General features: G+C 75.0%; 28 protein-coding genes. 8 read left to right on the plus strand and 20 right to left on the minus strand.

All coding sequences use genetic code 11. The features are described 5' to 3' along the window. Positions 1–38: 38 nt before the first annotated feature. The 3 genes from AC5RWQ_RS10240 to AC5RWQ_RS10250 are packed head-to-tail and all read right to left on the minus strand — an operon-like array spanning position 39 to position 3,120. The gene (locus tag AC5RWQ_RS10240; RefSeq protein WP_494282493.1) at positions 39–389 is read right to left on the minus strand and encodes a DUF3140 domain-containing protein; all 351 of its coding nucleotides are present in this window, start codon (positions 387–389) and stop codon (positions 39–41) included. After that, on the minus strand, positions 389–553 hold the full coding sequence (locus AC5RWQ_RS10245; RefSeq protein ID WP_334491930.1) for a hypothetical protein: 165 nt from the start codon (positions 551–553) through the stop codon (positions 389–391). The genes AC5RWQ_RS10240 and AC5RWQ_RS10245 overlap by 1 nt, the downstream gene beginning before the upstream one ends. A 14-nt stretch (positions 554–567) precedes the next feature. Continuing rightward, complete coding sequence (locus tag AC5RWQ_RS10250) at positions 568–3,120, minus strand: ATP-dependent Clp protease ATP-binding subunit (RefSeq protein WP_494282494.1); 2,553 nt, start codon at positions 3,118–3,120, stop codon at positions 568–570. Positions 3,121–3,239: 119 nt separating this feature from the next. Here AC5RWQ_RS10250 and AC5RWQ_RS10255 point away from each other — a divergent pair, with 119 nt between their 5' ends. From AC5RWQ_RS10255 to AC5RWQ_RS10275, 5 genes are all read left to right on the plus strand, one after another. Then, the gene (locus AC5RWQ_RS10255) at positions 3,240–3,626 is read left to right on the plus strand and encodes a hypothetical protein (protein ID WP_494282495.1); all 387 of its coding nucleotides are present in this window, start codon (positions 3,240–3,242) and stop codon (positions 3,624–3,626) included. 179 nt (positions 3,627–3,805) lie between these two features. Further along, positions 3,806–4,066, plus strand: coding sequence for a hypothetical protein (locus AC5RWQ_RS10260; RefSeq protein WP_334491927.1), 261 nt, complete (start codon positions 3,806–3,808; stop codon positions 4,064–4,066). Between the two features lie 8 nt (positions 4,067–4,074). Further along, entirely contained in the window at positions 4,075–5,184 is a 1,110-nt protein-coding gene (locus tag AC5RWQ_RS10265) for a hypothetical protein (protein WP_494282496.1), read from the plus strand. Beyond that, positions 5,177–7,861: an FtsK/SpoIIIE domain-containing protein gene (locus tag AC5RWQ_RS10270; protein ID WP_494282497.1), complete on the plus strand. Its 2,685-nt coding sequence runs from the start codon at positions 5,177–5,179 to the stop codon at positions 7,859–7,861. Before AC5RWQ_RS10265 ends, AC5RWQ_RS10270 begins: the two co-directional genes overlap by 8 nt. Further along, positions 7,858–8,517, plus strand: a complete 660-nt coding sequence (locus tag AC5RWQ_RS10275; RefSeq protein ID WP_494282498.1) for a hypothetical protein — start codon at positions 7,858–7,860, stop codon at positions 8,515–8,517. Before AC5RWQ_RS10270 ends, AC5RWQ_RS10275 begins: the two co-directional genes overlap by 4 nt. 63 nt (positions 8,518–8,580) lie before the next feature. Here AC5RWQ_RS10275 and AC5RWQ_RS10280 read toward each other — a convergent pair whose 3' ends face one another. Both AC5RWQ_RS10280 and AC5RWQ_RS10285 read right to left on the minus strand, forming a co-directional pair. Then, on the minus strand, positions 8,581–9,852 hold the full coding sequence (locus AC5RWQ_RS10280) for a cupin domain-containing protein (RefSeq protein WP_494282499.1): 1,272 nt from the start codon (positions 9,850–9,852) through the stop codon (positions 8,581–8,583). Between the two features lie 9 nt (positions 9,853–9,861). Next, entirely contained in the window at positions 9,862–10,152 is a 291-nt protein-coding gene (locus tag AC5RWQ_RS10285; RefSeq protein ID WP_494282500.1) for a hypothetical protein, read from the minus strand. A gap of 298 nt (positions 10,153–10,450) precedes the next feature. On the opposite strand from AC5RWQ_RS10285, the gene AC5RWQ_RS10290 reads away from it, so the two are divergent. Further along, positions 10,451–11,278, plus strand: a complete 828-nt coding sequence (locus AC5RWQ_RS10290) for a DUF72 domain-containing protein (RefSeq protein ID WP_494282501.1) — start codon at positions 10,451–10,453, stop codon at positions 11,276–11,278. Here AC5RWQ_RS10290 and AC5RWQ_RS10295 read toward each other — a convergent pair. From AC5RWQ_RS10295 to AC5RWQ_RS10330, 8 genes are all read right to left on the minus strand, one after another. Beyond that, entirely contained in the window at positions 11,275–11,703 is a 429-nt protein-coding gene (locus AC5RWQ_RS10295) for a DUF2267 domain-containing protein (protein WP_494282502.1), read from the minus strand. The two genes, AC5RWQ_RS10290 and AC5RWQ_RS10295, sit on opposite strands and share 4 nt — an antisense overlap. 302 nt (positions 11,704–12,005) lie before the next feature. Next, entirely contained in the window at positions 12,006–12,875 is an 870-nt protein-coding gene (locus tag AC5RWQ_RS10300; RefSeq protein ID WP_334490015.1) for a DUF72 domain-containing protein, read from the minus strand. 49 nt (positions 12,876–12,924) lie between these two features. Next, complete coding sequence (locus tag AC5RWQ_RS10305) at positions 12,925–13,323, minus strand: TraR/DksA family transcriptional regulator (protein ID WP_494282503.1); 399 nt, start codon at positions 13,321–13,323, stop codon at positions 12,925–12,927. 142 nt (positions 13,324–13,465) lie between these two features. After that, entirely contained in the window at positions 13,466–14,134 is a 669-nt protein-coding gene (locus AC5RWQ_RS10310; RefSeq protein WP_494282504.1) for a nucleoside/nucleotide kinase family protein, read from the minus strand. A 60-nt stretch (positions 14,135–14,194) separates the two neighbouring features. After that, positions 14,195–14,803: a winged helix-turn-helix domain-containing protein gene (locus AC5RWQ_RS10315; RefSeq protein ID WP_494282505.1), complete on the minus strand. Its 609-nt coding sequence runs from the start codon at positions 14,801–14,803 to the stop codon at positions 14,195–14,197. 284 nt (positions 14,804–15,087) lie between these two features. Further along, positions 15,088–15,579 carry a winged helix-turn-helix domain-containing protein gene (locus tag AC5RWQ_RS10320; protein ID WP_494282708.1) on the minus strand — a complete coding sequence of 164 codons (492 nt, stop codon included), beginning with the start codon at positions 15,577–15,579 and terminating at the stop codon, positions 15,088–15,090. A 140-nt stretch (positions 15,580–15,719) separates the two neighbouring features. After that, entirely contained in the window at positions 15,720–16,211 is a 492-nt protein-coding gene (locus AC5RWQ_RS10325) for a rhodanese-like domain-containing protein (protein WP_494282506.1), read from the minus strand. 50 nt (positions 16,212–16,261) lie between these two features. Next, on the minus strand, positions 16,262–16,714 hold the full coding sequence (locus AC5RWQ_RS10330; RefSeq protein ID WP_494282507.1) for a cysteine dioxygenase: 453 nt from the start codon (positions 16,712–16,714) through the stop codon (positions 16,262–16,264). Positions 16,715–16,764: 50 nt separating this feature from the next. On the opposite strand from AC5RWQ_RS10330, the gene AC5RWQ_RS10335 reads away from it, so the two are divergent. Both AC5RWQ_RS10335 and AC5RWQ_RS10340 read left to right on the plus strand, forming a co-directional pair. Next, the gene (locus tag AC5RWQ_RS10335; RefSeq protein ID WP_494282709.1) at positions 16,765–17,064 is read left to right on the plus strand and encodes an ankyrin repeat domain-containing protein; all 300 of its coding nucleotides are present in this window, start codon (positions 16,765–16,767) and stop codon (positions 17,062–17,064) included. 69 nt (positions 17,065–17,133) lie between these two features. Next, positions 17,134–18,057 carry a DUF3500 domain-containing protein gene (locus AC5RWQ_RS10340; protein WP_494282710.1) on the plus strand — a complete coding sequence of 308 codons (924 nt, stop codon included), beginning with the start codon at positions 17,134–17,136 and terminating at the stop codon, positions 18,055–18,057. Between the two features lie 142 nt (positions 18,058–18,199). On the opposite strand, the gene AC5RWQ_RS10345 is transcribed toward AC5RWQ_RS10340, so the two are convergent. From AC5RWQ_RS10345 to AC5RWQ_RS10375, 7 genes are all read right to left on the minus strand, one after another. Beyond that, complete coding sequence (locus AC5RWQ_RS10345; protein ID WP_494282508.1) at positions 18,200–18,958, minus strand: class I SAM-dependent methyltransferase; 759 nt, start codon at positions 18,956–18,958, stop codon at positions 18,200–18,202. Between the two features lie 71 nt (positions 18,959–19,029). Beyond that, on the minus strand, positions 19,030–19,533 hold the full coding sequence (locus tag AC5RWQ_RS10350; RefSeq protein WP_494282509.1) for a DUF2231 domain-containing protein: 504 nt from the start codon (positions 19,531–19,533) through the stop codon (positions 19,030–19,032). Positions 19,534–19,654: 121 nt separating this feature from the next. Beyond that, entirely contained in the window at positions 19,655–20,395 is a 741-nt protein-coding gene (locus AC5RWQ_RS10355; RefSeq protein WP_494282510.1) for a GAF and ANTAR domain-containing protein, read from the minus strand. A 178-nt stretch (positions 20,396–20,573) separates the two neighbouring features. Continuing rightward, positions 20,574–22,865, minus strand: a complete 2,292-nt coding sequence (gene secA2 / locus AC5RWQ_RS10360) for an accessory Sec system translocase SecA2 (RefSeq protein ID WP_494282511.1) — start codon at positions 22,863–22,865, stop codon at positions 20,574–20,576. A gap of 110 nt (positions 22,866–22,975) precedes the next feature. Continuing rightward, positions 22,976–24,727, minus strand: coding sequence for an ABC transporter ATP-binding protein (locus AC5RWQ_RS10365; RefSeq protein ID WP_494282512.1), 1,752 nt, complete (start codon positions 24,725–24,727; stop codon positions 22,976–22,978). Between the two features lie 49 nt (positions 24,728–24,776). Beyond that, a complete protein-coding gene (locus AC5RWQ_RS10370; RefSeq protein WP_494282513.1) occupies positions 24,777–25,865 on the minus strand; it encodes a zinc-binding dehydrogenase in 1,089 nt (362 codons plus the stop codon). Further along, positions 25,858–26,871 carry a Gfo/Idh/MocA family protein gene (locus AC5RWQ_RS10375; protein ID WP_494282514.1) on the minus strand — a complete coding sequence of 338 codons (1,014 nt, stop codon included), beginning with the start codon at positions 26,869–26,871 and terminating at the stop codon, positions 25,858–25,860. Before AC5RWQ_RS10375 ends, AC5RWQ_RS10370 begins: the two co-directional genes overlap by 8 nt. Positions 26,872–26,987: the final 116 nt, after the last annotated feature.

A 26,987-nucleotide genomic window follows, 5' to 3' on the forward strand; every position in this document is an offset into this window, starting at 1 on the left:
CCGGGACCGCGGTGGTCCCGGGTGCCGTCGGCCGTCGCTCAGCGTTCGACCAGGACGTCGTGGCCCAGGTCGAGCAGGGAGTGCCGCCACTCGTCGTCGGCGTTGCCGCGGCGCGGCTTCTCCGCCGACAGCGCACGGATGCGGTCGATCGCCTCCCGCATCACCTCGATGTCCTCCGGGGTCAGGTCCACCTTGCGCTTGCTGAGCACCCGTAGGATCTGCCGGCCCGGCTCGGGCAGGTTGAGGTCCGGGTTCGGCCCGAACGACTCCTCCCCCGAACCGCGGGTCAACAGCCACTGGCGCAGCTGCTCGGAGGGGACGTTCACCTCGGCGTGGAAGTCGTCCCAGATCACCTCGACCTCGGGGTCGATTCGCTGCTCGCGTGCCATCACGCCTCCTCTTCCGGTGGCCCGGGCGGCGCCGGGTCCCCGTCGTCGGTCTGCTGCTTCAGGCCCTCCGGTGGCACCTTGACCCGGGCCGGGTTCGCCGTCGGTGGCGAGAGGATCGGTTCGCTGCGTTCGGCATGCTCCTCGGTCTGCTCGCGTTCGGTCATGTCCGCCCTCCGGCTCAACGGGGATGGGAGGTGGTGGCGGCGGTGTAGCCCCGCTCGCCGGCGCCCACGTCGAAGGTGAGCTGTCCGTCCCGCGCGTCGACGGTGACCTTCTGCCCGGGTGAGATCCGGCTCTCCAGCAGCATCCGGGAGAGTCGGTTGTCCAGCTCCCGCTGGATCACCCGGCGCAGCGGCCGGGCCCCGAACTCCGGCTGGTAGCCGTGCTCGGCGAGCCAGTCCACGCCGGCCGTGGTGAACTCCACCTGGATGTCCTGGGCGTGCAGCCGGCGTCGGGTGTCCTCCAGCAGCAGTTCGGTGATCTGGCGCAGCTGCTCGGCCTCCAGCCGCTGGAAGATGATGGTCTCGTCGATCCGGTTGAGGAACTCCGGGCGGAAGTTCTCCTGGAGCCGGCGCATCAGCCGCTCGCGCAGCTCGTCGGCCTCCTGCTGGCCGCCGGGCGCGCCGACCCCGAAGCCGACGGTGCGCTGGGTGCCGGTGATCAGCTCCGACCCCAGGTTGCTCGTCATGATCAGGACGGTGTTCTTGAAGTTCACCGTCCGGCCCTGGCTGTCGGTGAGCCGGCCGTCGTCGAGCACCTGGAGCAGGATGTTGAAGACGTCCGGGTGCGCCTTCTCGATCTCGTCGAGCAGCACCACCGCGTACGGGCGGCGGCGCACCGCCTCGGTGAGCTGGCCGGCCTCCTCGTACCCGACGTAGCCGGGCGGCGCCCCGACCAGCCGGGACACGGTGTGCCGTTCCTGGAACTCGCTCATGTCGACCCGGATCATCCGGTCGGCCTCACCGAAGAGCGCCTCGGCCAGGGCCCGGGCCAGCTCGGTCTTGCCGACGCCGGTCGGGCCGAGGAAGAGGAAGCTGCCCATCGGCCGGTTCGGGTCGGCCAGCCCGGTCCGCGAGCGGCGCACCGCCTCGGCGACCGCGCTGACCGCGGCGTCCTGGCCGACCACCTTCTCGTGCAGCTGGCCCTCCAGCCGTAGCAGCCGGTCCCGTTCCTCCTCGGTGAGTTGGGCGATCGGGATTCCGGTGGCCCTGGACACCACCTCGGCGATCTCCTGGGTGCCGACCGACGGGACGTGGTTGCCGCCCTCGTCGCCCTTGGCCCGGCGTACCTGCTCCTCGATCTCGGCGAGCCGGTCGCGCAGGCTGGACGCCTTCTCGTACTGCTCGTCGGCGACCGCCTGCTCCTTGTCCCGCCGCACGTCGTCGAGCTGCTGCTCCAGCTCCCGCACGTCAGCGGCGGGGGTACGGGTGCGCAGCCGGACCCGGGCGCCGGCCTGGTCGATCAGGTCGATCGCCTTGTCCGGCAGGAACCGGTCGGTGACGTACCGGTCGGAGAGCTCGGCGGCGGCCACCAGCGCCTCGTCGGTGAACCGCACCTGGTGGTGCGCCTCGTACCGGTCGCGCAGGCCGCGCAGGATGGCGACGGTGTCCTCGACGCCGGGCTCGGGCACCAGCACCGGCTGGAACCGGCGGGCCAGCGCGGCGTCCTTCTCGATGCTCTTGCGGTACTCGTCCAGCGTGGTCGCGCCGATCACCCGCAGCTCGCCGCGGGCCAGCGCCGGCTTGAGCATGTTGGACGCGTCCATGCCGCCCTCGCTGCCGGCGCCGCCCGCCCCGACCAGGGTGTGGATCTCGTCCAGGAAGACGATCAGCTCGTCCCGGTGGGCCCGGATCTCGTCGATCACCTTCTTGAGCCGCTCCTCGAAGTCGCCCCGGTAGCGGGTGCCGGCGACCAGGCCGGCCAGGTCGAGCTGCACGACCCGCTTGCCGAGCAGGGTCTGCGGCACGTCGCCGTCACAGATCCGTTCGGCCAGCCCCTCCACGATGGCGGTCTTGCCGACGCCGGCCTCGCCGATCAGCACCGGGTTGTTCTTGGTCCGGCGGGACAGGATCTCCACCGCCTGCTCGATCTCGTCGGCCCGGCCGATCACCGGGTCGATCTGGTCCATCCGGGCCAGCTCGGTGAGGTCCTGGCCGTACTGGTCCAGGGTGGGGGTGCCGCGGTCCGGCTTCGGGCCGGACGTCGGGCCGCGTTCGGCGCTGGCCGCCTGCAACGACTCCGGCTGGATCCGGCCGGCGGCGAGCATCCGCCCGGCCGGCGATTCCGGGTTGAGCGGCAGCGCCATCAGGATGTGCTCGGGGCCGATGTAGTTCGCCCCCATCGCCCGGGACAGCTGGTGGGCGTCGAGCAGCGCCCGCTTGGCCGCCGGGGTGAGCGAGAGGTTCGGCGGCACCTCCCCCCGCGGGGCCCCTTCGCCCCGCCCGCCGAGGGCGTTGACCAGCGCGTCGGGGTCGGCGCCGGCGCGGCGTACCAGGTCGCGCAGCGGCTCCCGCTGCAACGCCGCCCAGAGCAGGTGGTCGGTGTCCAGGTCGTTGCTGCGCTTCTCGGCGGCCCGCCGGGCCGCGTCGGCCAGCATCTCCCGGGCGTCGGCGGTCATCAGCCGGGTGATGTCGACCCGGTGGGCCGGTCGGCGTCCACCCTCACCCCGGCCGAAGTACCGGGCCAGGAATTCGTCCCACGGGTCGGAGCCGAAGTCACCGGGTCCCATCATCTCTGTCCTCCGCTGTCGGGGCGCGGCACGGTCGCCGGGGGCGACACGGGCGCGGCACGGTCGGCGGTGGCTACCCGGCGGTCGGCGCGACAAACGCGGCCGGGTGGCAGGGTGGGGGCATGGATGCTGAGCCGCTGCTGATCGTCGACGGCGCCAACGTGGTCGGCTCCCGCCCGGACGGCTGGTGGCGGGACCGGGCCGGCGCGGCCGCCCGGCTGCGGGACCGCCTGGTCCCGCTGGCCGACCACGGGCTGCCGCCGGAGCTGTTGCCCCCGGTCGAGGTGGTGCTGGTGGTCGAGGGGGCGGCCCGGGACGTGCCGGGGGTGCCCGGGGTACGCACGGTCGGCGCGCCCGGTTCCGGGGACGACACGATCGTGGAGCTGGTCGCGGCCGATCCGCAGCGGCGGCGGCTGGTGGTCACCGCCGACCGGGAGCTGCGCGTGCGGGTCGGCGCGCTCGGCGCGGAGGTGCACGGCCCGCGCTGGCTGCGCGGGGAGGCCGGCTGAGCCGGTCCCGTGGCCGGGACCGGCCGACTCAGGTACGGGACCACGGCACGCCGTCAGAGCGTTGCGCCGCACGTCAGGGCGGTAATCGGACACCCCGGCAGGAACACCGACAGGGCGGATGTTCTCTACCCGCCGGGGATACGTTGTAATGGAGATCTCCCCGCCCCCAGGAGGTCACCGTGGCGAGCGTCGCCGAGCTGAAGGCAGCGATCGATGTCGCGCTCCAACAGATCGGTGACGGGCAGACAGCCGTGCAGGCCGCCGGCGAGAAGCTCTCCGAGGCCCAGCAGACCCTCGCCGGGGCGCTGGAGGGCAGCGGGCACGAGACCGTCGAGGCCGCCCAGGCATCGCTCACCCAGGCCGGGCAGGAGCTGGAGGAGTGTCTCGCCGCGACCCTCGTCGCGGTGGAGCAGGCGCAGCTCTACGTCGCGTCGCTGTAGCCGCCACCGTGTCCATCATCGAGGACGTCGGGGCGCAGGTCCGCGCCGCCGCCGAGGAACTGCCGCTGGCCCCGCTGGCCCAGGCGCTGGAGAAGTTCGGCCAGGCCACCGAGCGGCTGCGCTGGGTCCGCCAGGAGTCGGCCAACCCGATGGGGGTGCCGGAGCTCTCCGCCGCCGTCGAGCACGCCGAATCGGCCGGGCACGCGCTGCGGGTGGCCCAGGAACAGCTCTCGGCGTACCTGGCCGCGATCGGGCTGGCCCCCGACGGTGCGCCGCCGCCCCGAGCGGCCACCCGCGGGCCGGCCCACGACGCGCCGCGCTCCGGCACCGTGCCGCCGGCCGGTCCGCCGCCGGAGCGGGAGGCCGACCCGGAGGTGAAGCGCTGGTGGTCGGTGCGGGTGGCCGAGCTGACCGGCGGCCGGGAGGGCCCGCCGGACGAGCCGGACGAGCGGGTCGGCGACTCCCGCGAGCTGCTACGCCGGGTGGTCACCAGGATCCGCTCCGGCGACCGGGACCGGCTGCACCGGGAGCTGCGGCGGGCGCACGCCGACGTCGGCCTGGGCCTGGCGGCGATCGCCCCGCCGCTGCTGCGCGACCTCGCCGGGGAACTGCTCGGCCATCCGCCCCGCTCCGACGACCTGGGCCGGCTCCGCGGCGAGCTGGGCGGGCGGGTCCACGACCTGCTGCCCGGGCTGCCGCCACCGGTGCTGGAGACCTTGCTGACCCGGGTCTGCCGGATGCCCCCGCCGCGACGCGGCGAGGCGGAGCAGCCGCACGCCGCCGACCCTGCGGTGACCGCCGGGGTGGTCGCCGGGGTGCTGCTGGCCCGGCTCGGCCGGGACCTCCCCGGCGAGCCGGACCGGCCGGTGGCACGACCCCCGCAGCCCGCCGCCGGGCGGCCGGCGCCGCGACCCGCCGCACCCGGGCCGGAGCGGGCCGCGCCGCGCCGTCCGGCGCCCACCGTCGATCGCCCGGCACCGCGACCGACGCCGCCCGCCGCCGAACGAGGGGCACCGCGGCCTCCGGCGCCGGAGCGCCGCCCGTCGGCGGGACGACCAGCGTCACCGTGGGCGGCGGCGCCCGGCAACCACCGGGGCGACGGCGGTCGGCATGGCTGACCTGCGCACCCAGCTGGTGTCGCGGGTGCGGGGAATGCTCTCCGAGGCGCTCGGCGCCACCCGGACCCGGCTGGCCACCGCCGAGACGGAGCTGACCGCCGCCCGGGAACGCCGGGCCCGGATCCGGCGGGCGGCCGCCGCCGTACCCGGCAAGGTCGGCGCGGAACGCGACCGCCGACTGGCCGAGATCGACGACCGGCACGCGGCCCGGATCGCCGAGTTGGCCCGGCGGGCCGGCGCGGCGGCGCTGCGCGAGGCGCCCGGGGCGGCGTCCGCGGACTGGGCGGACTGGCGGGCCGCGCCGGCCGGGCGCGGCGAGCCAGTCGGCCCGGTGCGGGTCGGCACCCTGCGCATCGCCGGGGCCGAGCCGGTGCCGGCGCTGGTGCCGCTGCTCGACGCGGGGCACGTGCACCTCAGCGGCGAGGACCGGCACGGCGGCGACGCGGTGGTGGCGGGGCTGCTGCTGCGCGGCGTCGGCCGGGCCGACCCGGGCACGGTCCGGCTGTACGGCTACGACCCGGAGCACCTCGGCGGCGGGCTGGCCGGGTTCGCCCCGCTCGGCACCGCCGGGCTGCTCACCTTCGTCGGCCCGGGCGGGCTGGGCCGGCTCCTGGACGACCTGGTGGAGCAGATCCGCCGGATCAACGAGACCGTGTTGGCCGGCGAGTACGGCTCGCTGCGCGAACTGGCCGCGGCGACCGGCCGGCGGCCCGAGCCGTGGCGGGTGGCGGTGCTGCTCGGCGGTGACGAGCTGTCCCGGCACGAGCGCGGGCAACTGGACCGGGTGGTCCGCACGGGCGCCGCCTGCGGGGTGCATCTGGTGGTCCGGGGCATCCCGCTGCCCGACGGCCCGACGGTCACCCGGATCGTCTCCGCACCCGGCGACGCCCGCGTCGGCGCCCCCGCCGGCCTGCCGGTACGCCTCGACCCGCCGCCACCGGGCGCGCTGGTCACCGAGACCTGCCGGGAGATCGCCTCCCGGGTGAACGCCGGCCCGCCGCCGACCCCCTTCACCGACCTGCTCCCTCCGCCGGAGCAGATGTGGAAGGAGGACTCGGCGCACGGGCTGACCGCGCCGATCGGCGAGGGCCCGCACGGCCGGCCGGTGCTGCTCACCCTCGGCGACTACCCGCCGCACGCGCTGATCGGCGGCCCTTCCGGGACCGGCAAGACGAACCTGATCTTCGCCTGGATCGGCGCGCTGGCCGCCCGCTACTCCCCCGCCGAGCTGGAGTTCTACCTGCTCGACTTCAAGGAGGGGGTGTCCTTCGCCCGGTTCGCCCAGGGCCGGCGCGACCCGAGCTGGCTGCCGCACATGCGGCTGGTCGGCATCAACGTCAACACCGACCGGGAGTTCGGTCTGGCGCTGCTGCGCTTCCTCGCCGAGGAGCTGCGCCGCCGCGCCGACGCGGCGAAGAAGTTCGAGGTCACCAAGCTCGCCGAGCTGCGGGCGGTCGACCCGACCGGGCACTGGCCGCGGATCGTCGCGGTGGTCGACGAGTTCCAGGCGCTGCTGGCCGGCCGGGACGTGGTCGCCCGGGAGGCCGCCGACCTGCTGGAGGACCTGGCCCGGCGGGGCCGCTCCCAGGGCATCCACCTGGTGCTGGCCTCACAGGACGTGCGCGGCATCGAAGCGCTGTGGGGACGGCCCGCACTGGTCGCCCAGTTCACCCTGCGCATCGCGCTGCCCAAGGCGCTGCGCATCCTGGCCGAACGCAACGACGCCGCGCAGGCCCTGCCCAAGTACCACGCGGTGGTCAACGCCGAGTCCGGGATGACCGAGGGGAACCAGGTGGCCCGGATCCCGTCGGCCGGCGACTGGGAGACCTGGAGCGAGTTGCAGCACGGGCTGTGGCGGATGCGCCCGGCCGACGCCGCGCCGGCCCGGCTCTTCGACGGTGACGCCGTCCCCCGGCTGGTCGACGCCCCGGACTACCGGGCGCTCACCGCCCCGGCCGGTGACGCCCCGGCGCGCGGGCCGGTCGCCCTGCTCGGCGAGATCATCGACGTGCAGTCCCGGTCGGCGGCGCTGCGGCTGCCCCGGGCGCCGGGCCGCAACCTGGCCGTCCTCGGCACCCGGGTGGACGAGGCCTGCGCGGTGCTCGACGCGGCCGCCCGGTCCCTCGCGCGGCAGCACCGCCCCGGCACCGCCCGGTTCTCCATCGCCTGCCTGGACCCGGACGCCGACCCGGCCGCCCGCGCCCTCTACGAGGACCTGGCCGACGACGCCGCCTGGTACGACGAGGAGACCGTGCCCGAGCTGATGGCCGAGACGGCCGAGGCGCTGGGCCGTCCGGGCACCCCGACCGTCCCGCACTACCTGCTGCTCTTCGCCGTCGATGCGGCCACCGGGGCGCTGTCGACGGGCCCGACCGGGCGTACCGGGCTGGACCGGCTGCGCCGGATCCTGCACGACGGGCCGGAACGGCGTACCCACGTGCTGGCCTGGTGGCGGGGGGTGGCCCGGATGCGGGTCGACTTGGGCGGCCCGGCGTCGCGGACCGACCAGATCGGCGCCTGGGTGGCGCTCGACGTGCAGGGCGGGGAGCTGGGCTCGGCGCTCTACCCGGGCAGCGGCGGCCCGGACTGGTATCCCCGGCCGTGGCGGGGCCTCTTCTTCGACCGGGCAGTGCACCGCACCGGACAGGTGATCATCCCTTATGGTCCCTCCCGATGAACGAACCGGTCGCCAGTGACACGTACGCCGCCCACGTCCGCCGGCTCGCCGAACTGACCGGCCGGGTGCACGCCCAGCGGGCCGAGGCGCAGGCCTGGCACGACCAGCAGTGCGCCGCCGCCGAGCGGGCGGTGGCCGAGGCGGACGACGAGCTGCGCCGCGCCGAGGAGGAGGTGACGGCCGCCCGCTCGCTGCTGCAACGGGTCGACGCGGAGGCGGGTCACCTCTGGGGCGAGTTGCGCGCGCGGCTCGGCGCCCGGCGGCTCGGCGACCCGCCCGGGCCGGCCCGGGACACCGCCGGCGATCCGGTGCCGCTGCTGCGCGGGGTGCGGGAACTGCTGGACCGCACGGGCCGGCGCGGGGAGCTGCCGAGCGCGGTGAACCCGTTGCTGGTGCTCTGCGGGGTGGCGGGCGCGGTGGTGGCGTACGCCCTGGGGGCCGGCGCCCGGGCGGTCGGCCACCGCTACGGGGGCGACCTGGCCGTCGGCATGCCGGTGCTGGCCCTGGTGGTGACGCTGCTCGGCCCGGTGGCCGGCCTGGCGCCGGCGAAGCGCCTGGCGGACCGGCGACACGCGCTGCTCGGTCCCCGGCCGATGGCGATCGTGCTGATCGCCGGCGTGGTGACGACGGTGGCGCTGCTGGTCGCGACCCGCTGACCGCACACCGGCCCGACGAACGGCACCGCCCACCCCCGTGAGCGGGGCGGGCAGTGGCGGCGGTCAGGCCGAGACGGCGACGGACTCGCGGAGCAGTCGGCGGGCCAGCACCAGCCGGTCGGCGTCGTCGTCGAGGCCGGGCAGGTCGCCCACCCGGATGGCCGCGCCGGCGAGCAGCGCGCGCAGCGCCGCCTCGCACTGGCCGGGCAGGGTGATCGTCCGGTCGAACAGTCGCAGCGCCACCCGGTCGGAGTCGGCGGGGGTGAGCTGCCAGCGCAGCCCGGCGCGGGGCGCGATCCGGCTGTCCGCGTCGAGCGCGGCGAGCGCGGCGGCCTGGGCGAGCGGCCGGATCGGCGCCGGCCGGGCGGCCGGCCAGGCCCGGGCGCGCAGCCGGGCGGCGACGGCGGCCGGGTCGGCCCGCAGCAGCCAGTCCCGCAGCGCCTCCACCGTCTCGGTCAGCTCCGGCTCGATGGCGTCCGGGTCGGCGACGTCGGTGCCGAAGGGCAGGCCGGCGCGCAGCCGCGAGTCCTCGGCGGCGAGCGCGAGCAGCTCCTCGACCAGCGCGTACCGGGTGAGCGCGCGGATGCCGACGGTCAGGTGCAGGGAGCTGGACTCCTGCGCCTGGGCGCTGTGCAGCCAGCCGCGGGGCAGGTAGAGCGCGTCGCCGGGGGCGAGCACCACGTCGAGCGCGGGCTGGCCCTGCGCGGTGGCGGAGACCTCGTCGGCCCGGCCGCCCCAGGGCTGCTTCTCCAGCGGGTCGGGCAGCACCGGTGGGTGGATGCGCCAGTGCTTGCGGCCGTCGACCTGGAGCACGAAGACGTCGTGGGTGTCGTAGTGGGTGGCGAAGCCCTGGCTGCCGGCCGGGGTCAGGTAGGCGTTGACCTGCAACGGCTGGGCCACCGCGGTGCCCAGGTCGCGGGCGAAGTCGACCAGCGCCGGCCAGATCCGGTGCAGGCCCTGCAGCACCAGGGTGGCGCCGGAGGCGTACAGCTCGAGGATCCGCTCGTCGAGGACCTGATCGCCGATCTCGGCGCCGGCGCCACCGCCGCCGGTGAAGCGCGCCGCCGGCACCAGCTGGCCGTCCCTGGCCACCCGCAGGAACGGGGTACGCAGGCCGCGCCGGCTGAGCAGCTCGTCGGCGTCGTCGGGGCTGAGCAGGTCGGTGAAGCCGGCGCGGTTCGGCAGTTCGTCGGCGCGGGAGAGCAGCGGGGCCTTCCCCCAGTACGCGGCGGCGAACTTGGCCGGCTCGACGCTGACGCAGCGGGCGAGGGCCTCGGCGGCGGTGGACGGAACCGCCGGGCGGCCGTGGCCGCCCGGCGGGTCGATGATCGTCACGACGGTCCGTCAGGCCGCGCTGCCGTCAGCGCCACCGTCCTGCTGGCCCGGGGTCGCGCCACCGTCGGCCGGACCCTCCGCGCCACCATCGGCGCCACCGTCCTGCTGGCCCGGGGTCGCACCGCCGTCGGCCGGACCCTCGGCGCCACGGTCCGCGCCCTGGTCGGCGCCGCGCTCCGCACCACGGTCCGCGCCACCGTCGGCGCCACCGTCCTGCTGGCCCGGGGTCGCACCGCCGTCGGCCGGGCCTTCGAGGCCGCCGCCGCTGGTGGTCTGCATGTCGTCGTCGTTGAGTGCCATGGGTGCTCCCTCGGGTGTGCCGCCCCGCCGTAGGTCGGGGGCTCGTCGTGCAGCGGGTGGTACCCCACGTGCGATCTTCTCTAACCCCACCGTAGACGTCGGCGCCGGGCGACATGCGCGGTTCGCCGCGCCCGCCACCGCACCATGCCCGAGGACCGGATCCACCGGACGGATCCGGTCCTCGACGTGCGGACGGGACGGCGCGCCGTATCCGCCGGGCGGTGACAGGATGGGTGCAGCCGACGACGGAGGCGGGCATGGCCGAGACCACACCCCTGGCGCCCCGGGCGGGTGGGCCGTGGTGATCCTGGTCGGCACGTCGGGTTGGCAGTACCGGGACTGGCGGGACCGGTTCTATCCGGCGAAGCTGCCGCAGCGGCTCTGGCTGGAGCACTTCGCCTCCCGGTTCGCCACGGTCGAGGTCAACAACGCCTTCTACCGGCTGCCCGAGCGGGACGTCTTCGCCGCCTGGCGGGAGCGGACCCCGGCGGACTTCTGCGTGGCGGTGAAGATGAGCCGCTACCTGACCCACGTGAAGCGGCTGCGGGAGCCGGCGGAGCCGGTCGCCCGCTTCCTCGGCCGGGCCACCGCGCTCGGTGACCGGCTCGGGCCGGTGCTGGTGCAGCTGCCGCCGAACCTGCGGGCCGACGTCGACGCGCTGGACGCGACGCTGCGACTCTTCCCCGCCGAGGTGCGGGTGGCGGTGGAACCTCGACATCCGTCCTGGTGGACGACGGAAACCCGGCGGGTGCTGGAACGCCGCCGGGCCGCGCTGGTCTGGGCGGACCGGCTGAGCCGGCCGGTCACCCCGCTGTGGCGGACCACCGACTTCGGGTACCTGCGGCTGCACGAGGGCCGAGCCCGGCCGTGGCCGCGCTACGGCCGGGCCGCACTGGCCTCCTGGGTACGCCGCCTCGGCACGACGTTCGACGACGCGACGCCGGCGTACGTGTACTTCAACAACGACCCGGGTGGGGCCGCGGTGGTCGACGCGGTGGCCTTCGCCGAGCTGGCCCGGCGGGCCAGCTCGGCGACGAGGTCAGCCGCACAGCGGCGGGCTGAAGCGGTACGACGGCGGCCCGCCCCACCGGTTGCGGTGGGGCGGGCCGCCGGGCGCCCGTGCTAGGGAATCATCCTCTGCAGATCCCTGGGCATGGTGGACTTCACGTCCTGCCACTCGCCCTGGGTCACGTGCCGGCGCAGGGTGTCCAGCACCACCTGGGTCACCCGCTCCGGGCCGCCCTCCACGTCGTACGGGAAGCCCTGCCGGACCTCGTAGAGGAAGTCGTCCCGGTTCAGCTTGATCGGCACATTGTCCGGCTGCCAGCCGTCGAAGTAGATGCCCCGGACCAGCACCGGCAACTGCGCGGCGAACTCGGCGCTCTCCTGCACCGTCATCCGGTCCCGCAACAGGTGCAGGACGGTCCGCAGCGCCGCGTACGACTGGTTGCGCTGCTCCTTCGGCCAGCCGTACGCCTGCTCGATGTCCTTGAGGATCAGGTTCGTCTTGTCCAGCGAGGACTCGAACGCCGAGTTCAACTGCTCAGCCATCGCGCCACCCCCGTGTGTCGGTCTCCCACCGTCGGTCGTCGTCGCGTCGCGGTGGCCCCGACGGACCCCGCCACTGCCGCGCCGGACTGCTGGCCCGCTCGGTCCGCGCCGCCCGTCGGGTGTCCCCGCCGGAGCCGACGACGTGCAGCACCGCACCCCGCCGTGGATCCGCCACCACCCGCACCGCCATATCCGGTCACCTCCGTACCGTCATCGGTGTTCCCGGTCGCCTCGCGACCGGCACCGTCCATGCTGCCGGGCGGGGGGGTGAGCCGGCCTCACCCCTAGCGGGTGAGAACGGCTCACTCGGCGAGCAGGTCGACCAGGGTGGCGGCGTTGGTCTGCGCGTAGTCCCGGTAGCAGTTGTTCATCAGCACGTGGGTCTGCTCGGCGGAGTCGGCCAGCTCGCGCAGCTTCGGCGCCCAGTCCGTCAGCTCCCGGTCGGAGTAGCGGTAGCCGAACTTCTCGTGGATGTCCTTGCTGGTCCATTTGTCGCTGTGCCCGTGGAAGCGCACCACCGCCAGGTCGGCGGTGGCGGCCAGCACCGGGGGTACGGAGTTGCGGTACCCCTGCGGCATGTCCACGCAGACGAACGCCAGCTCGTGCTTGCGCAGGAACGCCAGCGTCTCGTCGGCATTGGCCCCGTCGAACCAGGAGGCGTGCCGGAACTCGAATACCGGCCGCAGCGGGCGGCAGCGCCGCTCCACCTCCAGCAGGTACTCCTTGTTCTCCCGCTTGATCGTGAACCACGGCGGGAACTGGAACAGCAGCCCGCCGAGCTTCTCCGCCTCGACCAGCGGGTCGAGCGCGGAGAGGAACCGGGTCCACACCTCCTCGTACGCCTGCGCCGGCAGGTCGTCCGGGTAGAGGTTCTTCTTCTCCGTCTCCGGGCGCAGGTCCTTGTAGAGCGCGGAGACCTTCGTCGGGTGCCCGGTCAGCAGGCTGAACGCCTTGACGTTGAAGGTGAACCCGGGCGGGGTGCGCTCGGCCCACAGCCGCGCGGTCCGCTCCGCGGGCGGCGAGTAGTAGGTCGCGTCCACCTCGACCAGCGGAAAGCGCCGGGCGTAGTACGCCAGGCGCTTCTCCGGGGTGTCGGCGGTCTGCGGGTACCAGCCCGAGTCGAGCAGGGTGCGGTCGGTCCACGAGGCGGTGCCCACTCTGATCTCGCCCATGTGCGCAAGTCCACCCCGCCCCGGCCCGACCGGCAACCGCAACGCCCGCTCAGGCCGCCCGGCGCTCCCGGTTCTGCTTGCAGGTCACGCAGGCGGTGGCCGAGGGGAAGATCTCCAGCCGCTCGACCGGGATGGGTGCGCCGCACCCCTCGCAGAAGCCGTAGGTGCCCTCGTCGAGCCGGGAGAGCGCGTGCTCGAACTGGGTCCGCCGGTCGAGGATGGTCCGCAGCAACGACTGGGCGGTGTCCCGCTCCGCGGTCTTGGTGCCGCTGTCGGCCTGGTCGTCGCCGGCGGTGTCGCCGACCTCCACCAGCCGCAGTACGTGGCTCTGCGTGACCGCCTGCTCGTACTCCGCGGACAGCTCGTCGTAGCGGGCCTGCAGGGAGAGCCGGATCTGGTCGATCTCCGCCTGGGATCGGCCCGTACCGACCGTGTCGTGGACGAGCATCGCTGCCTGCCTTTCGTGGAGCCTCGGCTCTCCGGGAGCTGCCGGCCCCGGGAATACGGTCCGCACGGGTGAGATCACCCGTGCCCTGTGAGCCGGGCGATTACCCGCCCCCGGAGTCGATCAAACCGACGAATTTCCGTCCTCACTCGGCCGGTTCGTCCGACTCCATCAGCGCGGGGTGACGGGGGTCGTCGGCGCGGACCACCACGTCGGCGAAGGAGGCCGGCGCCACCTCGTCGGCGTACCGGTCGAAGGCCGGCAGGCGCCACCGCTGCTCCGGGTCGGTCCGCCGGGCCAGCGCCGCCGGCGAGAGCAGCAGATGGATCGTCAGGTCGAAGGGGAGGCCCCCGCCGAGCAGCAGCGCCCCACTGACCAGCAGCACGCCGCCGGGCGCCAGCTCGACGTAGCCGGCCCGGCTGGCCCGGTCGCTGGCGGCGTCCCAGAGCGACGGCAGGACCCGTCCGGAGCCGCCGGGGCCGGCCGGGTCGAGCACCTCCCGGCGCAGCCCGGCCTCGTCGGTCCAGCCCTCGTAGTACGAGTCCGGGTTGGTCCGGCCGTGCTCGAAGCGGATCGAGGCCGGACGCAGGAAGTCCTCCGCGCGTACGTGCAGCACCGGGCGCCCGAGCGCGCGCAGCGGGTCGACCAACGCGGCGGCGAGCCGCTCCGGGCCGGCGGCCGGCGGGCCGTCCACGGCGACCCGCAGCCGGCCGCCCGCGTCGTCACCGGCGGCGGCCAGGTCCTTGGCGGCGGCGAGCAGCCGCTCGGTCAGTTCGTCGACGAGCCGGTCGGGCGAGATGGGACGGACGCGCATCCGACCATGGTGCCCCGACCGGTCCCGGTGCTGCCGGGCGACGGCGCGGCGTCGGTCGGTTCAGCCGGTGCGGTCGATGGTGACCCGGGCGTCGTCGGCGAGCCGGTAGCCCACCCCGTAGACGGTGGTGACCAGCGGGACGTCCACACCGACCTTGCCGCGCAGCCGGCGCACGTGCACGTCGACGGTACGCACCCCGGCGTGCTCGTAGCCCCAGACGGCGTTGAGCAGTTGCAGCCGGGTGAACACCCGGCGCGGGTGCGCCACCAGGTGCAGCAGCAGGTCGAACTCCAGCCGGGTCAGCGGCAGCGGCTCACCGTCGCGCAGCACCGAGCGGGAGGAGGCCAGGATGTGCAGGGCGGGGATGGTCGGCGCGAGCGCCCGGCCCGGGGAGCGGCCGGCGGGGACCTGTTCGGGTCGGCGCTCGGCCGGGACGCCGCTGGTGGAGATGGTTCCCTCGCCCCGCTCCAGCATCTCCCGGGCGGCCTCCAGCAACCGGCGGGCCGGCGGGGTGAGCGACTCCTCGCAGGCCAGCGGGATCGAGAGGGTCACGGTGAGCACGGGCGCGGCCGTGTTGGCCGGACGACGCTGGCCACCGGGGGGACGACCGGGGACCGCAGGCTGGGACGTATGCCATCCGGCGCGCGACGAGGCGGGGCTGACCGACATGGTCCTCCTTGGCTGGTCCGGGTAATCCCACGGCCCGGGACGCCGCTTCATCGATGCTTCCCGGCCCCTGAGCGAGGGTCAAGGGGCGGCCGCGTTGCATGAATGTGACAATTGGCGAACACATCGCAGCCGAACCCTCGCTCTGCGTACGAGCGAGATGATTACAGCAGAACCATCCGACCGTCCGACCCCCGGGGGTCCCCACCCCGGTCACAGTGGCTGGTCAGCGGTCCGGACAGGACGGTCGGCCGGGCTGTCCGGCCGGACAGCCCGGGCGCCGGTACTCAGCGGAACCGGTCGACGCGTACCCGGGCGTCGTCGGCGAGCCGGTAGCCCACCCCGTACACGGTGGTGACCAGCGGGGTGTCGGGGCCGAGCTTGGCGCGCAGCCGGCGCACGTGCACGTCGACGGTCCGGGCGACCGCGTGCTCGTACCCCCACACGCTGGCCAGCAGCTGGAGCCGGGTGAACACCCGGCGCGGGTGCTCGGCCAGGAAGAGCAGCAGCTCGAACTCGATGCGGGTGAGTGGGATCTCCCGGTCACCCTGGCGGACCACCCGGGAGCCGGCGAGCACCCGCAGCACGTCCGGGTCCTCGTCCTCCGGCGGCACGGCCGCCGGGCGGGGACCGGGCAGGGCCGCGACGACCCGGCCGGGGGCGGGTTCCGTCGACCGGATCATCCCCTCCCCCGTCTCGGCCAGCTCGCCGAGGAGGTCGACCAGGCGGGCCAGCCGGGGCGACAGCGCCGCCGCGGCCAGGTCGATGGTGATGGTCAGCGCCGGGGTGGACCGGGGCCGGCTCGGCGGCACCCGGTCGGGGCGGCCCGGCGGGTGCGGGCGCGAGGTGATGGCGACGACGGGCATGGGAGCCTCCTGGATCAGCGGTGCCGTCCGCCGCGCCCGGTGGAGCGCGGCGGTCAGTACGGCGCCCGGCCGGCGGTCACCGGGGGCGCGACGGACGGGGAACGGTGCGTCGGGGTAGGGCCGAGCGTGGGCAGGCCGGCGATCCGCCAGGCGACGAAGCCGCCGACCACATCGGTGGCCCGGTGCAGGCCGAGGTCCTGGAGGGCGGCGGCGGCCAGCGACGAGGTGTAGCCCTCCTGGCAGATGACCAGCACCGGCCGGTCGTAGCCGACCGCCTCGGGCAGCCGGGCCGGGCAGCGCGGGTCCAGCCGCCACTCCAGCACGTTCCGCTCGATCACCAAGGACCCCGGCACGGTGCCGTGCGCGGCCCGCTGGGCGGCCGGCCGGATGTCGACCATCAGCGCGCCCCGACGGTACGCCAGGTGCGCCTGCTCGGGGTCGAGCCGGCGCAGCCGGGCCCGGGCGGCGGCGAGGATCTCATCGATGCCGCGCGATCCGGGCGGCGGCGCCGGACAGTTCTCGGTACGGGTGGCGTGCTGCGGCATCCTCGCGGTCCTTCCATGGGCGTGCCGACGGGTCGGTCGGGGGTCGGTGGTCACCAGGCGACGCCGGCCCGGGCCACCTCGGCGACCCGTAGGTGGCCGTCGACCAGCCGGTAATGGGTCATCCGGCGCAGCGCCGGGCGGTAGACGTGCACGCTCACCGCGGGCTGCTCACCACGGTTGGTGACCACGTGCACGTGGCGGGGTCCGAACCGGCGGCCGGCACCGACCGCGAGCCGGTGCGGGCGCAGCCGGCCGGCGGAGACGGTCTCCTCGGTGAGCTCACCGGCGACCACCAGGAACGCCCCGGAGGAGCCGCCGTGGTCGTGCAGGTCGGTGCCCTGGCCGGGCAGCCAGCTCAGCGCCCACACCTCGTGGTCGACGGCGACGGCGAGCCGGGCGTACCAGCGGGTGGCCCGGTCGAAGCGGAGCGGGACCGTCCACGTGGTCGGGTCGGCGTACCGGTCGGCGACGGCGAGCAGGTCGGTGGCGTGCGTGCTGGTCATGGTGTCTCCCCGGATGGCGCCTGCGGGGTCCAGTTTAGGAGGTAAAGCCTATAGGTTTAGTAGGTAATACCGAATGCTGGGACGCGCGGGTCCACGGCGGAGCGGCCGCCGGCGCGTACCACGCCCATCCCGACACGGTGGCGGCCCTGCTCGCCCGCGGCGCCGACCACACCCGGGTCAACGACCGGGGCCAGACCGCGCTCGCCGCCGCGGTGTTCCGGCAGAACCTCGAGGCGGTACGGGCGCTGCTCGACGCGGGCGCCGACCCCGAGCACGGCGGTCCGTCGGCGGCGAAGACCGCCCGTTTCTTCGACCTGCCCGAGATGCTGACCCTGCTGACGTCGCGCTGACGCACAACCCGGGCGGGGGCCGCCGTCAGCCGGTATACAGGGGCGGTGGAGGATCCCGTACCCGAGCAGATGCGCCAGGCGGCCACCGCGCTGCTGACGGCCCTCGACGAGCCGGCGCGCGCGGCCGCCACCCACGCGTTCGACGACGACCGGCGGCGCTGGCTGGAGTACCGACCGCGCCCCCGGCCCGGGGTGTGCCTCGCCGACCTCGACGTCGCCGGCCGCAAGGCCGCCCACCGGCTGTTGGCCACCGCGCTCAGCCCCGCCGCGTACGCCCAGGCCATGACCGTGGTGGCGCTGGAGGAGGTGCTGGACCGGGCGGAGGGCTGGCGGCGCGGCCGGCACAGCGGCGACTACTGGGTCGCCGTCTTCGGCGACCCGGCCCGCGACGATCGGTGGACGTGGCGGTTCGAGGGGCACCACCTGTCGGTCACCATGACCGTGGCCGACGACCAGGTCTCCCCCGCCCCGGTCTTCCTCGGTGCCAACCCGGCCACCGTGCGGCACGCCGGGCGGCCGGTCTCCCGTCCGCTGGGGGTGGAGGAGGACCTGGCCCGCGAGCTGCTGGCGGCGATCGGCCCGGCGGGCCGGGCGGCGGCGATCGTCGCCGATGAGGCGCCCGCCGACATCATCAGCGCGACCCGGCCGTCGGTCGCCGCGCCGCTGACCCCGCTGGGCGTGCCGGCCGGGCGGCTCGGTCCCACCGGCCGGGCGCTGCTGGACCAGTTGGTCGCGCTCTACCTGGACCGGCTCCCCGCCGAGCTGGCCACCAAGGAGGCCGACCGGCTCGCCGGCGCCGAACGGCACTTCGCCTGGGCCGGGTCGACCAGACCGGGCGGCCGGCACTACTACCGGGTCCAGGGCGACGACCTGCTGATCGAGTACGACAACACCACCGACGACGGCAACCACGCGCACACCGTGCTGCGCCGACCGGCCAGCGACTTCGGCGCGGACGTACTCGCCGCGCACCACGCCGACGCCCACCGCTGACCGGGGGCACCGACGCGGCCGTCGCCGGCGCGCCCACGTTCGGGTACCCCGCGCTCGGCGTGGCACCCGGTTCGTTGCGACACGCCCACCTTCGGTGACGCGGCCGCCGGGCCCGGCGAACCGTGGCGGCGGTGGCCGCCGGCTAGCCCGGCTTGACCGCCTCGACCAGGAACCGCCGCGCGTGGGCGACGAACGGCCCGTCGGCGCGGATCCGCGCGTGCAGCCGCTCCAGCTCCGGCCGGTACCGCTCGACGTCGAAGCCGGGCACGGTCCAGACCACCTTGCGCAGGAACCAGACCACCGCGCCGATGTCGTGGAACACCGCGCTCAGGGTGGCCGGCTCCAGACGGACCACCCGCAGCCCGGCGGCGTGGGCCGCGGCCACCGCCTGCTCCGGGTGGCGGTGGGCCGGCGGCGGCAGCGGACCGAGGATCGCCTCGCTCAGCTCCCGCATGGTGCCCGCGCCGATCTGCTGGGAGAGGTAGCGCCCGCCGGGGCGCAGCACCCGGGCGATCTCGGCCCACCAGGTCTCCACCGGATGCCGGCTGGTGACCAGGTCGAAGACGCCGTCGCGGAAGGGCAGCGGCGGTGCGGTGCCGACCTGCACCACCCGGGCACCGAGGGTGCCCAGGGTCTGTCGGGCCACCGCGACGTTCGGCGGCCAGGCCTCGGTGGCGATCAGCAGCTTCGGCGGGTGCGGCACCTCGGCCAGCACCTCTCCCCCGCCGGTGTCGATGTCCAGGGCCGCGCTCGCCTCGGCCATCCGGGCCGCGACGAGGCGGGTGTAACCCCACGGCGGGCGTTCCTCGGTGGCCCGGCCGTCCAACCACGAGAAGCCCCAGCCGTCGACCGGGGCGGCGGCCGCCTCGGCGACCAGTTCGGTGAAGGCGCGCTCGGACATCCGGCCAGCGTGGCCGCCCCGCGCCGCACCGGCAACCGGATTCCGCGTCCCGCCGGGCGGCGGCGACCGGCTCAGGCGCGGGGGCGGACGATCTCCACGGTGGCGCCGCCCGGCACCCCGTCCAGCGCCTCGAAGCCGCTCGGTTCGCGCCGGCCGGCGTCGAACTGCCGCATCAGCCGGGCGCCGAGCCGGACGCCCACCGCGCCGACGACCAGGGCCACCAGCTCGGTGACCACCAGCACGCCGGTGGCGCCGCGCTGCGGGGCGTCGGCCCGGATCAGGCAGGCCAGCAGGAACAGCGCCGCCATGCCGGCATTGACCATGTTGAAGGTGACCATGGTGCGGCGGCCCCGGCTGGGACGCACGTCCCAGAGGTCCACCATGCCGGCCACCCCGGCCAGCGCGGCGGCGACCAGGGCGGCGACCGCCGTCCAGTAGCCCACCTCACCCAGGAAGGCCGGGCCGCCGGCCACGTCGGCCAGGTCGAACAGCGTGGCGCTGACGAACAACCCGAAGGGGAACGTGACCAGCATCGGTTGGATGGGATGTCCCTGCACGCGTAGGCGGCTCTCCATCAGTTCCTCCCCAGGATCGGACAGCGCACGAGTCCAGGGTGCTACCCGGCCGCCACCGGGACGAAACGACGCGCCCGACCGGCGTGACGCAACCGACCGGCCGGTCGGGGCCGGTCGGGGCTCAACCCACCCGGGGACGGGAGACCGTGGCGACCAGCCGCTCGGCCACCTCCCGCAGCGGGATGTCCAGCGACGACGCGGCGGTGCGCAGCACGTCGAGGGCCTCCGCCGCCGGGCAGCCGCGCTGCGTCATGATCACGCCGATGGCCTGCCCGACGACGCCCTCACCGAGCAGTGAGCCGTCCAGCTCGCCGGCCTGCGCGGCCTGCCGGGCCCGGTCTCTGACGGCGGCGAGCAGCAGACCCGCGTGCTCGGCGAGGAGCATCGCGGTGAGCTGGTGGCGGGGGGTGAGCCGGCCGGTCGCGTCGGCGTACAGGTTGATCGCGCCGATCACCTGCTCGTCGACGTCCACCGGCGCGGAGATCACCCCGCGGACGCCCAGGCCCGCGGCCCGGGCCGTCCAGGCCGGCCACCGGTCGTCGGCGGCCAGGTCCTCCGCGATGGTCATCTCGCGGCGACGGATCGCGCTCATCGCCGGCGACTCCGGGCCGAGCCGCAGGTCGTCCAGCTCCGCCAGGCGCGGATCGGAGGCCGCCACCCCGGCCGGCTCGCCGGCCCGCAGCGCGGTGAAACCGCACCAGGTGACCTCCGGCACGGCGTCCCGGGCGATCCGGACGAGCTGCGTCAGGGCCTCGTCGAAGTTGTCGACCGCGATCAGGCCGGCGGTGAGTTCCCGCAGCAGGGCGGCGGTCTCCAGCACACCCAGGGTGTCGGTCATCGGCTCCCGCGTATCCAGGTTCACCGGCCCAGCGCTCCCGCGCACCACCAGCTGCGGGTCACCGGCGCCATTGCCTGTGCCATCGTTGTGATCTCTCCCCCGTGTCATGAGCCCCGGCCTACTACCCTCGCAAACCAGGACCGAAACCGGTAAAGGGGGCCCCACCGGCGCGGTCGACGCCGGTCGGGCCCCCTTTACCCGGTCAGCGAGCGGCGGAGAGCCGCCGGCCCACGGAGGCGATCAGCCGGTCCAGCTCGGAGCCGAACGGGTTGTCGTGCACCAGGTACGTCCAGGTGGCGGTGGGCCGGACCAGCTTGGCGGCGTCCGGCTCCCAGTCCTCCTCGAACTCGGTCTCCTCGAAGGTGGCGATGGTGCGCCGCTCGATCTCCGGGACCAGGTCGTTGAAGGCCGGGACGGCGGCCCGGTGGAACTCGTCCAGCGGGTCCAGGCGGCCCAGCGCCCGCAGGTGCACGCCCTCGCGGACCTCGGACAGCTCGGCCAGGTGCTCGGCCCAGAGCCGGTCGAGGTGGAACAGGGCGATCGAGCGGGCCACCCTGGCGAGCAGGTCCTCGTCCATCTCGCCGGCCTTCTCCGGCACCCGGTCGAGCAGCATCAGCGCCGCGATGTCGGAGGTGAGCAGCCGCTCCCGCCGTTCGGCGAGGGCCTTGCGCTGCTGCTCGATCACCACGCTGTAGCGCCAGGTGTTGCGGTGGATCTCGTGGTTGACGCCCTCGGCGACCCGCTGGGCGTGCTCCACCGCGTAGTCGACCTGCTCGTCGGTGACCAGGCCGTCGGCGTTCATCCGCGGCGATGCCGGGATGGTGTCACCGGCGTGCCGGACGACCAGGTCGTCCTCCAGGCTGACGAAGAAGACCGACCCACCGGGGTCGCCCTGCCGGCCGGCCCGGCCGCGCAGCTGGTCGTCGACCCGGCGGCTGTCGTGCCGGCCGCTGCCGATCACGTACAGGCCGCCCAGCTCGGCGACCCGCTCCTGGTCGGCCTGGTCGCTGCCGCCGAGGCGGATGTCCACGCCCCGGCCGGCCATCTGGGTGGAGACGGTGACCGCCGCGTACGCGCCGGCCTCGGCGATGATCGCCGCCTCCTCGTCGTCGTTCTTGGCGTTGAGCACCACGCAGGGCACCCCGGCGGCGTTCAGGCCGGCGGCCAGCCCCTCGGACTCCTTGACGTCGAGGGTGCCGACCAGCACCGGCCGGCCGGCGGCGTGGCAGCGCTTGATCTCGTCGATCAGCGCCTCCTCCTTCTCCGCCCGGGTGGCGTAGATCCGGTCCGGCTCGTCCTCCCGGACGCAGGGGGTGTTCGGCGGGATCACCGCCACCTCCAGGCCGAAGAACTCCCGCAGCTGGTCGCCGACCAGCACCGCGGTCGCGGTCATCCCGCAGACCGTCGGGTACAGGGCGATGTACGCCTGCACGGCGATGGTGCCGAGCACCTCGCCCTCGGCGGTCGCGTCCAGCCCCTCCTTCGCCTCGACGGCGGCCTGGAGACCGTCCGGCCAGCGGCGGCGCTGGGCGACCCGGCCGCGCATCTCGTCGATCAGCTCGACCGAACCCTCCCGGACGATGTAGTCGACGTCGCGGTGCAGCAGGGCCTGCGCGTGCAGCGCCACGTTCACCGCGGAGAGCTGCCCGACGTGCTCGGTGTCGTACAGGTCGATGCCGCCGAGCCTGGCCTCGACGGTGGCCAGGCCCTCGGTGGTGAAAGCGACGCTGCGGCCGTCCTCGGCGACGGTGTAGTGCTTGCCCCTGCGCAGGCCCCGGACCAGGGCAGCCGCGGCGTGCACCGGGTCCTGCTCGCCGGCGACCGCGCCGGCGAGGACCATCGGCACCCGGGCCTCGTCGATCAGGATCGAGTCGGCCTCGTCGACGATGGCGGTCTTCAGCGGCGGCTGCACCCGGTCGGCGAGGTCGGTGACGAGCTGGTCGCGGAGGAAGTCGAAGCCGGCCTCGCTGACCGAGACGTAGGTGACGTCGCAGCCGTACGCGGTGCGCCGTTCCTCCGGGGTGGAGGCCTCGTTGACCCAGCCGACGGTCAGCCCGAGCAGCCGGTAGACCGGGGCCATCCACTCGGCGTCCCGGCGGGCCAGGTAGTCGTTGACCGTGAGCACGTGCACCGGCCCGTTGCCCAGCCGGACGTGCCCGTAGGCGGCGACGGTGGCGGTGAGGGTCTTGCCCTCACCGGTGGCCATCTCGACGACCTTGCCGGAGAGCAGCGCCATCGCACCGAGCAACTGCACGTCGTACGGCCGCTGGTCCAGGCCGCGGCGGGCGGCCTCGCGGCCGATGGCGCAGATCTCCGCGTACTCGGTCGCGGTGCCGGCGGCCTCGGTGAGCGCGGCGTCGTCGAGCGCCTGTAGCTCATCCTCGCGCGCCGCGATCCGCGGCAGCAGCTTCTCCAGCGGGGCCAGGTCGACCGTCGTCCCCGGGCGCTGGAGGAACCGCCGGAACCTGCTCTTGAACCGTTGCGACACACCCATGAGCGGCAACGGTACGCGAATCGACCCGCAGATCGCTGCCCGGCTCGTCGAGGGCCGGCCCGATATCCGAACCGCCGGACGTTTACGCAGCTCAGGGCAGCCGTGATCGGTCAGCTCACCAGCAGCTGATGGGCGGCCAGCTCGCGGTAGAGCGGGCTGGTGACGGTCAATTCCTCGTGGGTGCCGACGGCGACCACCCGGCCGGCGTCGAGCACCACGATCTGGTCGGCGTCGACCACCGTGGCGAGCCGGTGCGCCACGATCAACAGGGTGCGCCGGTGGGCCACCGCGTCGATGGCCCGGCGCAGCGCTGCCTCGTTGCGGGCGTCCAGGTTGCTGGTCGGCTCGTCGAGCAGCAGCACCGGCGGGCCGGCGAGCAGCGTCCGGGCGATCGCCAGCCGCTGCCGCTCCCCGCCGGAGAGCAACACCCCGCCCTCGCCGACCTGGACGTCCAGCCCGTCGGCGGTCCGCTCGGCGAGATGGGCGAGGTTGACGTCGTCGAGGGCGGCGAGCAGCGCGGCGTCGGTGGCGGTGGGGGCGCCGATCAGCAGGTTCTCCCGCAGCGTGCCGGCCAGCACGGGAGCCTCCTGCTCCACGTAGCCGAGCCGGGCCCGCAGCGCGTCACGGGGCAGCCGGCGGACGTCGACGCCGTCCAGACGCAGCGACCCGGCGGTGACCTCGTAGAAGCGTTCGACCAGTGCCAACAGCGTCGACTTGCCGGCGCCGGAGGGGCCGACCAGGGCGGTGCGGGTGCCCGCCGGCACGGTGAAGCTCACCTCGTGCAGCACCGCCTCGCCGCCCGGGTAGCCGAACCCGACCCCGTCGAACTCGATCACCGCCGGACCGCGGGCCGGCGGGGGCGCCGCCGGCGCCGCGGCGTCCGCGCCCGCGCCCCCCTCCACGGGTACGTCGAGGATCTCCTCGATCCGCTGCAGGGCGCCCAGCCCGGTCTGCAGCTGGGTGTACGCGTGCACCGCCTGACCCAGCGGCAGCACCAGGAAGAACAGGAACATCACGAAGGCCACCAGGTCGCCGACGGTGATCGCCCCGGCCGCCACCCGGGCCCCGCCGACGCCGAGGACCAGCAGGAACGCCCCCTGGATGGTGACCGTGCTGGCGGGCCCGACGAACGCCTGCACCCGGGCCACCAGCAGCCCGGCCGCGTACGCCTCCTCGGCGCTCGCGGAGACCGCGGCCGCCTCCCGGTCCTCGGCCCGGGCGGCCCGGATGGTCCGGGCGCCGGAGATGGCCCGCTCGACCGCGGAGGTCATCTCGCCGATCCGCTCCTGGGCGGCGCGGGACAGCCCGCGCACCCGGCGGGCGAAGGTGACCGCGAAGCCGATGCCGGCGGCCACCCCGAGCAGGGTCACCCCGAACACCACCGGGTCGAGCAGGGCCATCGCGGTACCCGCGCCGACCACCATCACCGCCCCGGTGACGGTCTCGAAGAGCCCGGAGGTGACCACCGCGCGCAGCAGGGTGGTGTCCGAGCCGACCCGGGACAGCAGGTCGCCGGTGCGGCGGCGGTCGTACTCGGCGATGGGCAGCCGCAGCAGGTGCCCGGCGAGCCGCCGGCGGGTGCCGAGGACGACCCCCTCGGCGGTGCGTTGCAGCAGGTAGTCGCGGAGTCCGCCGAGGGCCGCGCCGAGCACCACCAGCACCACCAGCACGGCGACGATGCCGGCCACCGGCCGGGCGGCGCTCAGCGCGTCGAGCACCTCGCGGGTGAGCAGCGGCTGGGCCAGCGAGGCGCCGGCGCCGGCGAGCGACAACGCGCCCACCACGGCGAGGGTGCCGCGGTGGGCGCGCAGGTAGGGCAGGAGGGCGGCGAGGCCGCCGCGCCGGGCGGCTCCGGTGGTCATGGACGAAACGGTAGTCGCCGTCCGCTTCCCGTACGCCAGCCGGCGGTGGTCAGCCGGTGAACACCACCTGGAGCTCCGAGCGGCGCCGCTCGGCCAGCTCGGTGAGCAGCGTCGGGGCCTCCTCGAGCGGGACCACCGCCGACACCAGGTGCTTGCGGATCAGGTCGCCGTACTGCCGGAGCAGGTCGATGGTCTCCGCGGACAGCCGCTCCCGGTCCCAGGTCGGGGCGAGCCCGCGCGGGACCCGGCCGATCTGGGCGCAGCGCAGCGAGAGCCCGTTGTGGTGGAACTCCTCGCCGAACCGGACGGCGTCCGCGCCGCCCTGGTAGAAGGCCAGGTCGATCACGGTGCCCTGGGGGCGCAGCAGGCGCAGCGCGAGCTGCATCGCCCAGGCCTGGCCGCGGCACTGGAACACCACGTCGGCGCCCCGGTCGCCGGCGGAGTGGTTCCACCGGGTCTTGAGCACCACCGCCGGGTCGTCGGCCTCCGGGTCGAGGGTCTCCAGGCCGAGCGCCTCGGCCACCTGGCGCCGCTGCGGCGTCGGGTCGAGCACCACCACCGAGGCGGCGCCGTGCCGCTTGGCGAACAGGGCGGTGAGCAGGGCCACCACGCCGCTTCCAACCACCGCGACCCGGCGGCCGCGCACCCCGTCGCCGAGCGAGCGCACGTCCGCGCCGCACAGGTCGGCGGCAGCGTGCAGCACCCCGTTGGCGCAGATCGGACCCATGTGCGCGACGTAGACGCCGAGCAGCGGGTCGAGGTCCTCGGGGAGCGGGACGAACCGCTCGGCGAGCGGATCGGCGACGTAGCCGCTGCGGTGGCCGTACGTCATCGCGCCGACCGTGCCGACGGCGATGGCCGGGGTACGGCTCTCCACCACCCGGCCGACCTGCATGTAGCCGAGCCGGGTCACCGGGTACGGGGTGCTCGCCTCGCCGGGCTGGAAGAGCCCGAGGTCGGCGTTCCAGGTGACGTTCAGGTAGGGGTTGGTGCCCTTGACGAAGCTCAGTTCGGTGCCGGCGGAGACCCCGCTGTAGAGGGTCTCCACCCGGAAGCTGCCCTCGGGCAGTTCCCCCGCGTCCTGTTCGATCAGCTCGACCTTGCCGGGGCCGCTGACCGCCACCACCCGGTCACGCATCGACGCTCACCCCCGCCGCGGCCAGCGGCGCGGCGGCCGGGCCGGTGGGCAGCGTCACGCTGCGACCGGTCCGGGCCGACTCGGAGACGGCGAGGGCGAGCCGCTGGGTGCGCAGCGCCTCGGCGTACGGCACCCGGACGTCGTCGCCGACTCCGGTGACCGCGTCGATGAAGGCCCGGTCGACGGCCACCCGGGCACCGTCCGGATCGGACTCGATCCGGCGCTCCCCGTCGGCGTCGCGGACGGTCAGGCCGTCCTCGGCCAGCGACAGCGCCAGGCCGTCGGCGAGGATCTCCAGCCCGGCCCGGTGCTTCCAGGTCAGGACGCAGGCGGCGGCGAGGGTGCCGACGGCCCCGCCGGCGAAGCGCATGGTGGCCGCGGTGACCGAGTCGATGTCGGCCCCCTCGACCGGCGGCGGGGTGCCGTTGCCGTACGCGGTCACCTCGGTCGCCTCGCCGACCAGCACGCGGACCAGATCGAGCACGTGGGCGGCCTGCTCGACGACCGGGCCGCCGGAGCGGTCCCGCACCGCCCACCACGGCACCGGCGGAACCTTGTCCAGCCAGGCGCCGTTGACCATCCGGATCTCGCGGCCGGCGAGCAGCTCGCGGGCCTGCTCCACCACGTGCAGGTAGCGCCAGTGGTGCCCGACGGCGGTCAGCAGCCCCTTCTGCTCGACCAGCGCGGCGATCCGCTCGGCGGTGTCCAGGTCGACCGCGACCGGCTTCTCCACGAACATCGGTACCCCGGCGGCGATGACCATCTCCTCGACCGGCCCGTGGGCGAACGGCGGCACGCAGACGTAGACCGCGTCGGGCCCGGCCGCGAGCAGCCCCTCGATGTCGGTGAAGACCTGCCCCCCGTGCGCGCCGGACAGCTCCGCCGCCGCGTCCCGGGACACGTCGGTCACCCCGAGCAGTTCCACGTCCTCGAAACCGCTCAACACGCGGGCGTGACGTTGTGCCACCCCGCCGGCCCCTACCAGTCCCACCCGGCACGTGCGCATTCCACAGACCCTCTCGACGCTGTTCACCACTTGCGGCACAAAACTCCCCGCCCCGGTGGAACGCGAAACCCGAGCGGGTACGCAATCAACCGTTCACCTGCCGGGAACCGTCCAGT

It is taken from the genome of Micromonospora sp. BS32 (genome assembly GCF_059089345.1).

What these genes read in the sequence shown, in the direction of transcription:
- AC5RWQ_RS10250 (WP_494282494.1), bottom strand. Translation starts at nt 3,120, where the DNA reads ATGATGGGACCCGGTGACTTCGGCTCCGACCCGTGGGACGAATTCCTG.
- AC5RWQ_RS10345 (WP_494282508.1), bottom strand. Translation starts at nt 18,958, where the DNA reads ATGTCCGAGCGCGCCTTCACCGAACTGGTCGCCGAGGCGGCCGCCGCC.
- AC5RWQ_RS10295 (WP_494282502.1), bottom strand. Translation starts at nt 11,703, where the DNA reads ATGGCTGAGCAGTTGAACTCGGCGTTCGAGTCCTCGCTGGACAAGACG.
- AC5RWQ_RS10270 (WP_494282497.1), top strand. Translation starts at nt 5,177, where the DNA reads ATGGCTGACCTGCGCACCCAGCTGGTGTCGCGGGTGCGGGGAATGCTC.
- AC5RWQ_RS10240 (WP_494282493.1), bottom strand. Translation starts at nt 389, where the DNA reads ATGGCACGCGAGCAGCGAATCGACCCCGAGGTCGAGGTGATCTGGGAC.
- AC5RWQ_RS10365 (WP_494282512.1), bottom strand. Translation starts at nt 24,727, where the DNA reads ATGACCACCGGAGCCGCCCGGCGCGGCGGCCTCGCCGCCCTCCTGCCC.
- AC5RWQ_RS10375 (WP_494282514.1), bottom strand. Translation starts at nt 26,871, where the DNA reads ATGCGCACGTGCCGGGTGGGACTGGTAGGGGCCGGCGGGGTGGCACAA.
- AC5RWQ_RS10315 (WP_494282505.1), bottom strand. Translation starts at nt 14,803, where the DNA reads ATGTCGGTCAGCCCCGCCTCGTCGCGCGCCGGATGGCATACGTCCCAG.
- AC5RWQ_RS10300 (WP_334490015.1), bottom strand. Translation starts at nt 12,875, where the DNA reads ATGGGCGAGATCAGAGTGGGCACCGCCTCGTGGACCGACCGCACCCTG.
- AC5RWQ_RS10255 (WP_494282495.1), top strand. Translation starts at nt 3,240, where the DNA reads ATGGATGCTGAGCCGCTGCTGATCGTCGACGGCGCCAACGTGGTCGGC.
- AC5RWQ_RS10350 (WP_494282509.1), bottom strand. Translation starts at nt 19,533, where the DNA reads ATGGAGAGCCGCCTACGCGTGCAGGGACATCCCATCCAACCGATGCTG.
- secA2 (WP_494282511.1), bottom strand. Translation starts at nt 22,865, where the DNA reads ATGGGTGTGTCGCAACGGTTCAAGAGCAGGTTCCGGCGGTTCCTCCAG.
- AC5RWQ_RS10370 (WP_494282513.1), bottom strand. Translation starts at nt 25,865, where the DNA reads ATGCGTGACCGGGTGGTGGCGGTCAGCGGCCCCGGCAAGGTCGAGCTG.
- AC5RWQ_RS10305 (WP_494282503.1), bottom strand. Translation starts at nt 13,323, where the DNA reads ATGCTCGTCCACGACACGGTCGGTACGGGCCGATCCCAGGCGGAGATC.
- AC5RWQ_RS10325 (WP_494282506.1), bottom strand. Translation starts at nt 16,211, where the DNA reads ATGCCGCAGCACGCCACCCGTACCGAGAACTGTCCGGCGCCGCCGCCC.
- AC5RWQ_RS10245 (WP_334491930.1), bottom strand. Translation starts at nt 553, where the DNA reads ATGACCGAACGCGAGCAGACCGAGGAGCATGCCGAACGCAGCGAACCG.
- AC5RWQ_RS10310 (WP_494282504.1), bottom strand. Translation starts at nt 14,134, where the DNA reads ATGCGCGTCCGTCCCATCTCGCCCGACCGGCTCGTCGACGAACTGACC.
- AC5RWQ_RS10330 (WP_494282507.1), bottom strand. Translation starts at nt 16,714, where the DNA reads ATGACCAGCACGCACGCCACCGACCTGCTCGCCGTCGCCGACCGGTAC.
- AC5RWQ_RS10285 (WP_494282500.1), bottom strand. Translation starts at nt 10,152, where the DNA reads ATGGCACTCAACGACGACGACATGCAGACCACCAGCGGCGGCGGCCTC.
- AC5RWQ_RS10340 (WP_494282710.1), top strand. Translation starts at nt 17,134, where the DNA reads ATGCGCCAGGCGGCCACCGCGCTGCTGACGGCCCTCGACGAGCCGGCG.
- AC5RWQ_RS10275 (WP_494282498.1), top strand. Translation starts at nt 7,858, where the DNA reads ATGAACGAACCGGTCGCCAGTGACACGTACGCCGCCCACGTCCGCCGG.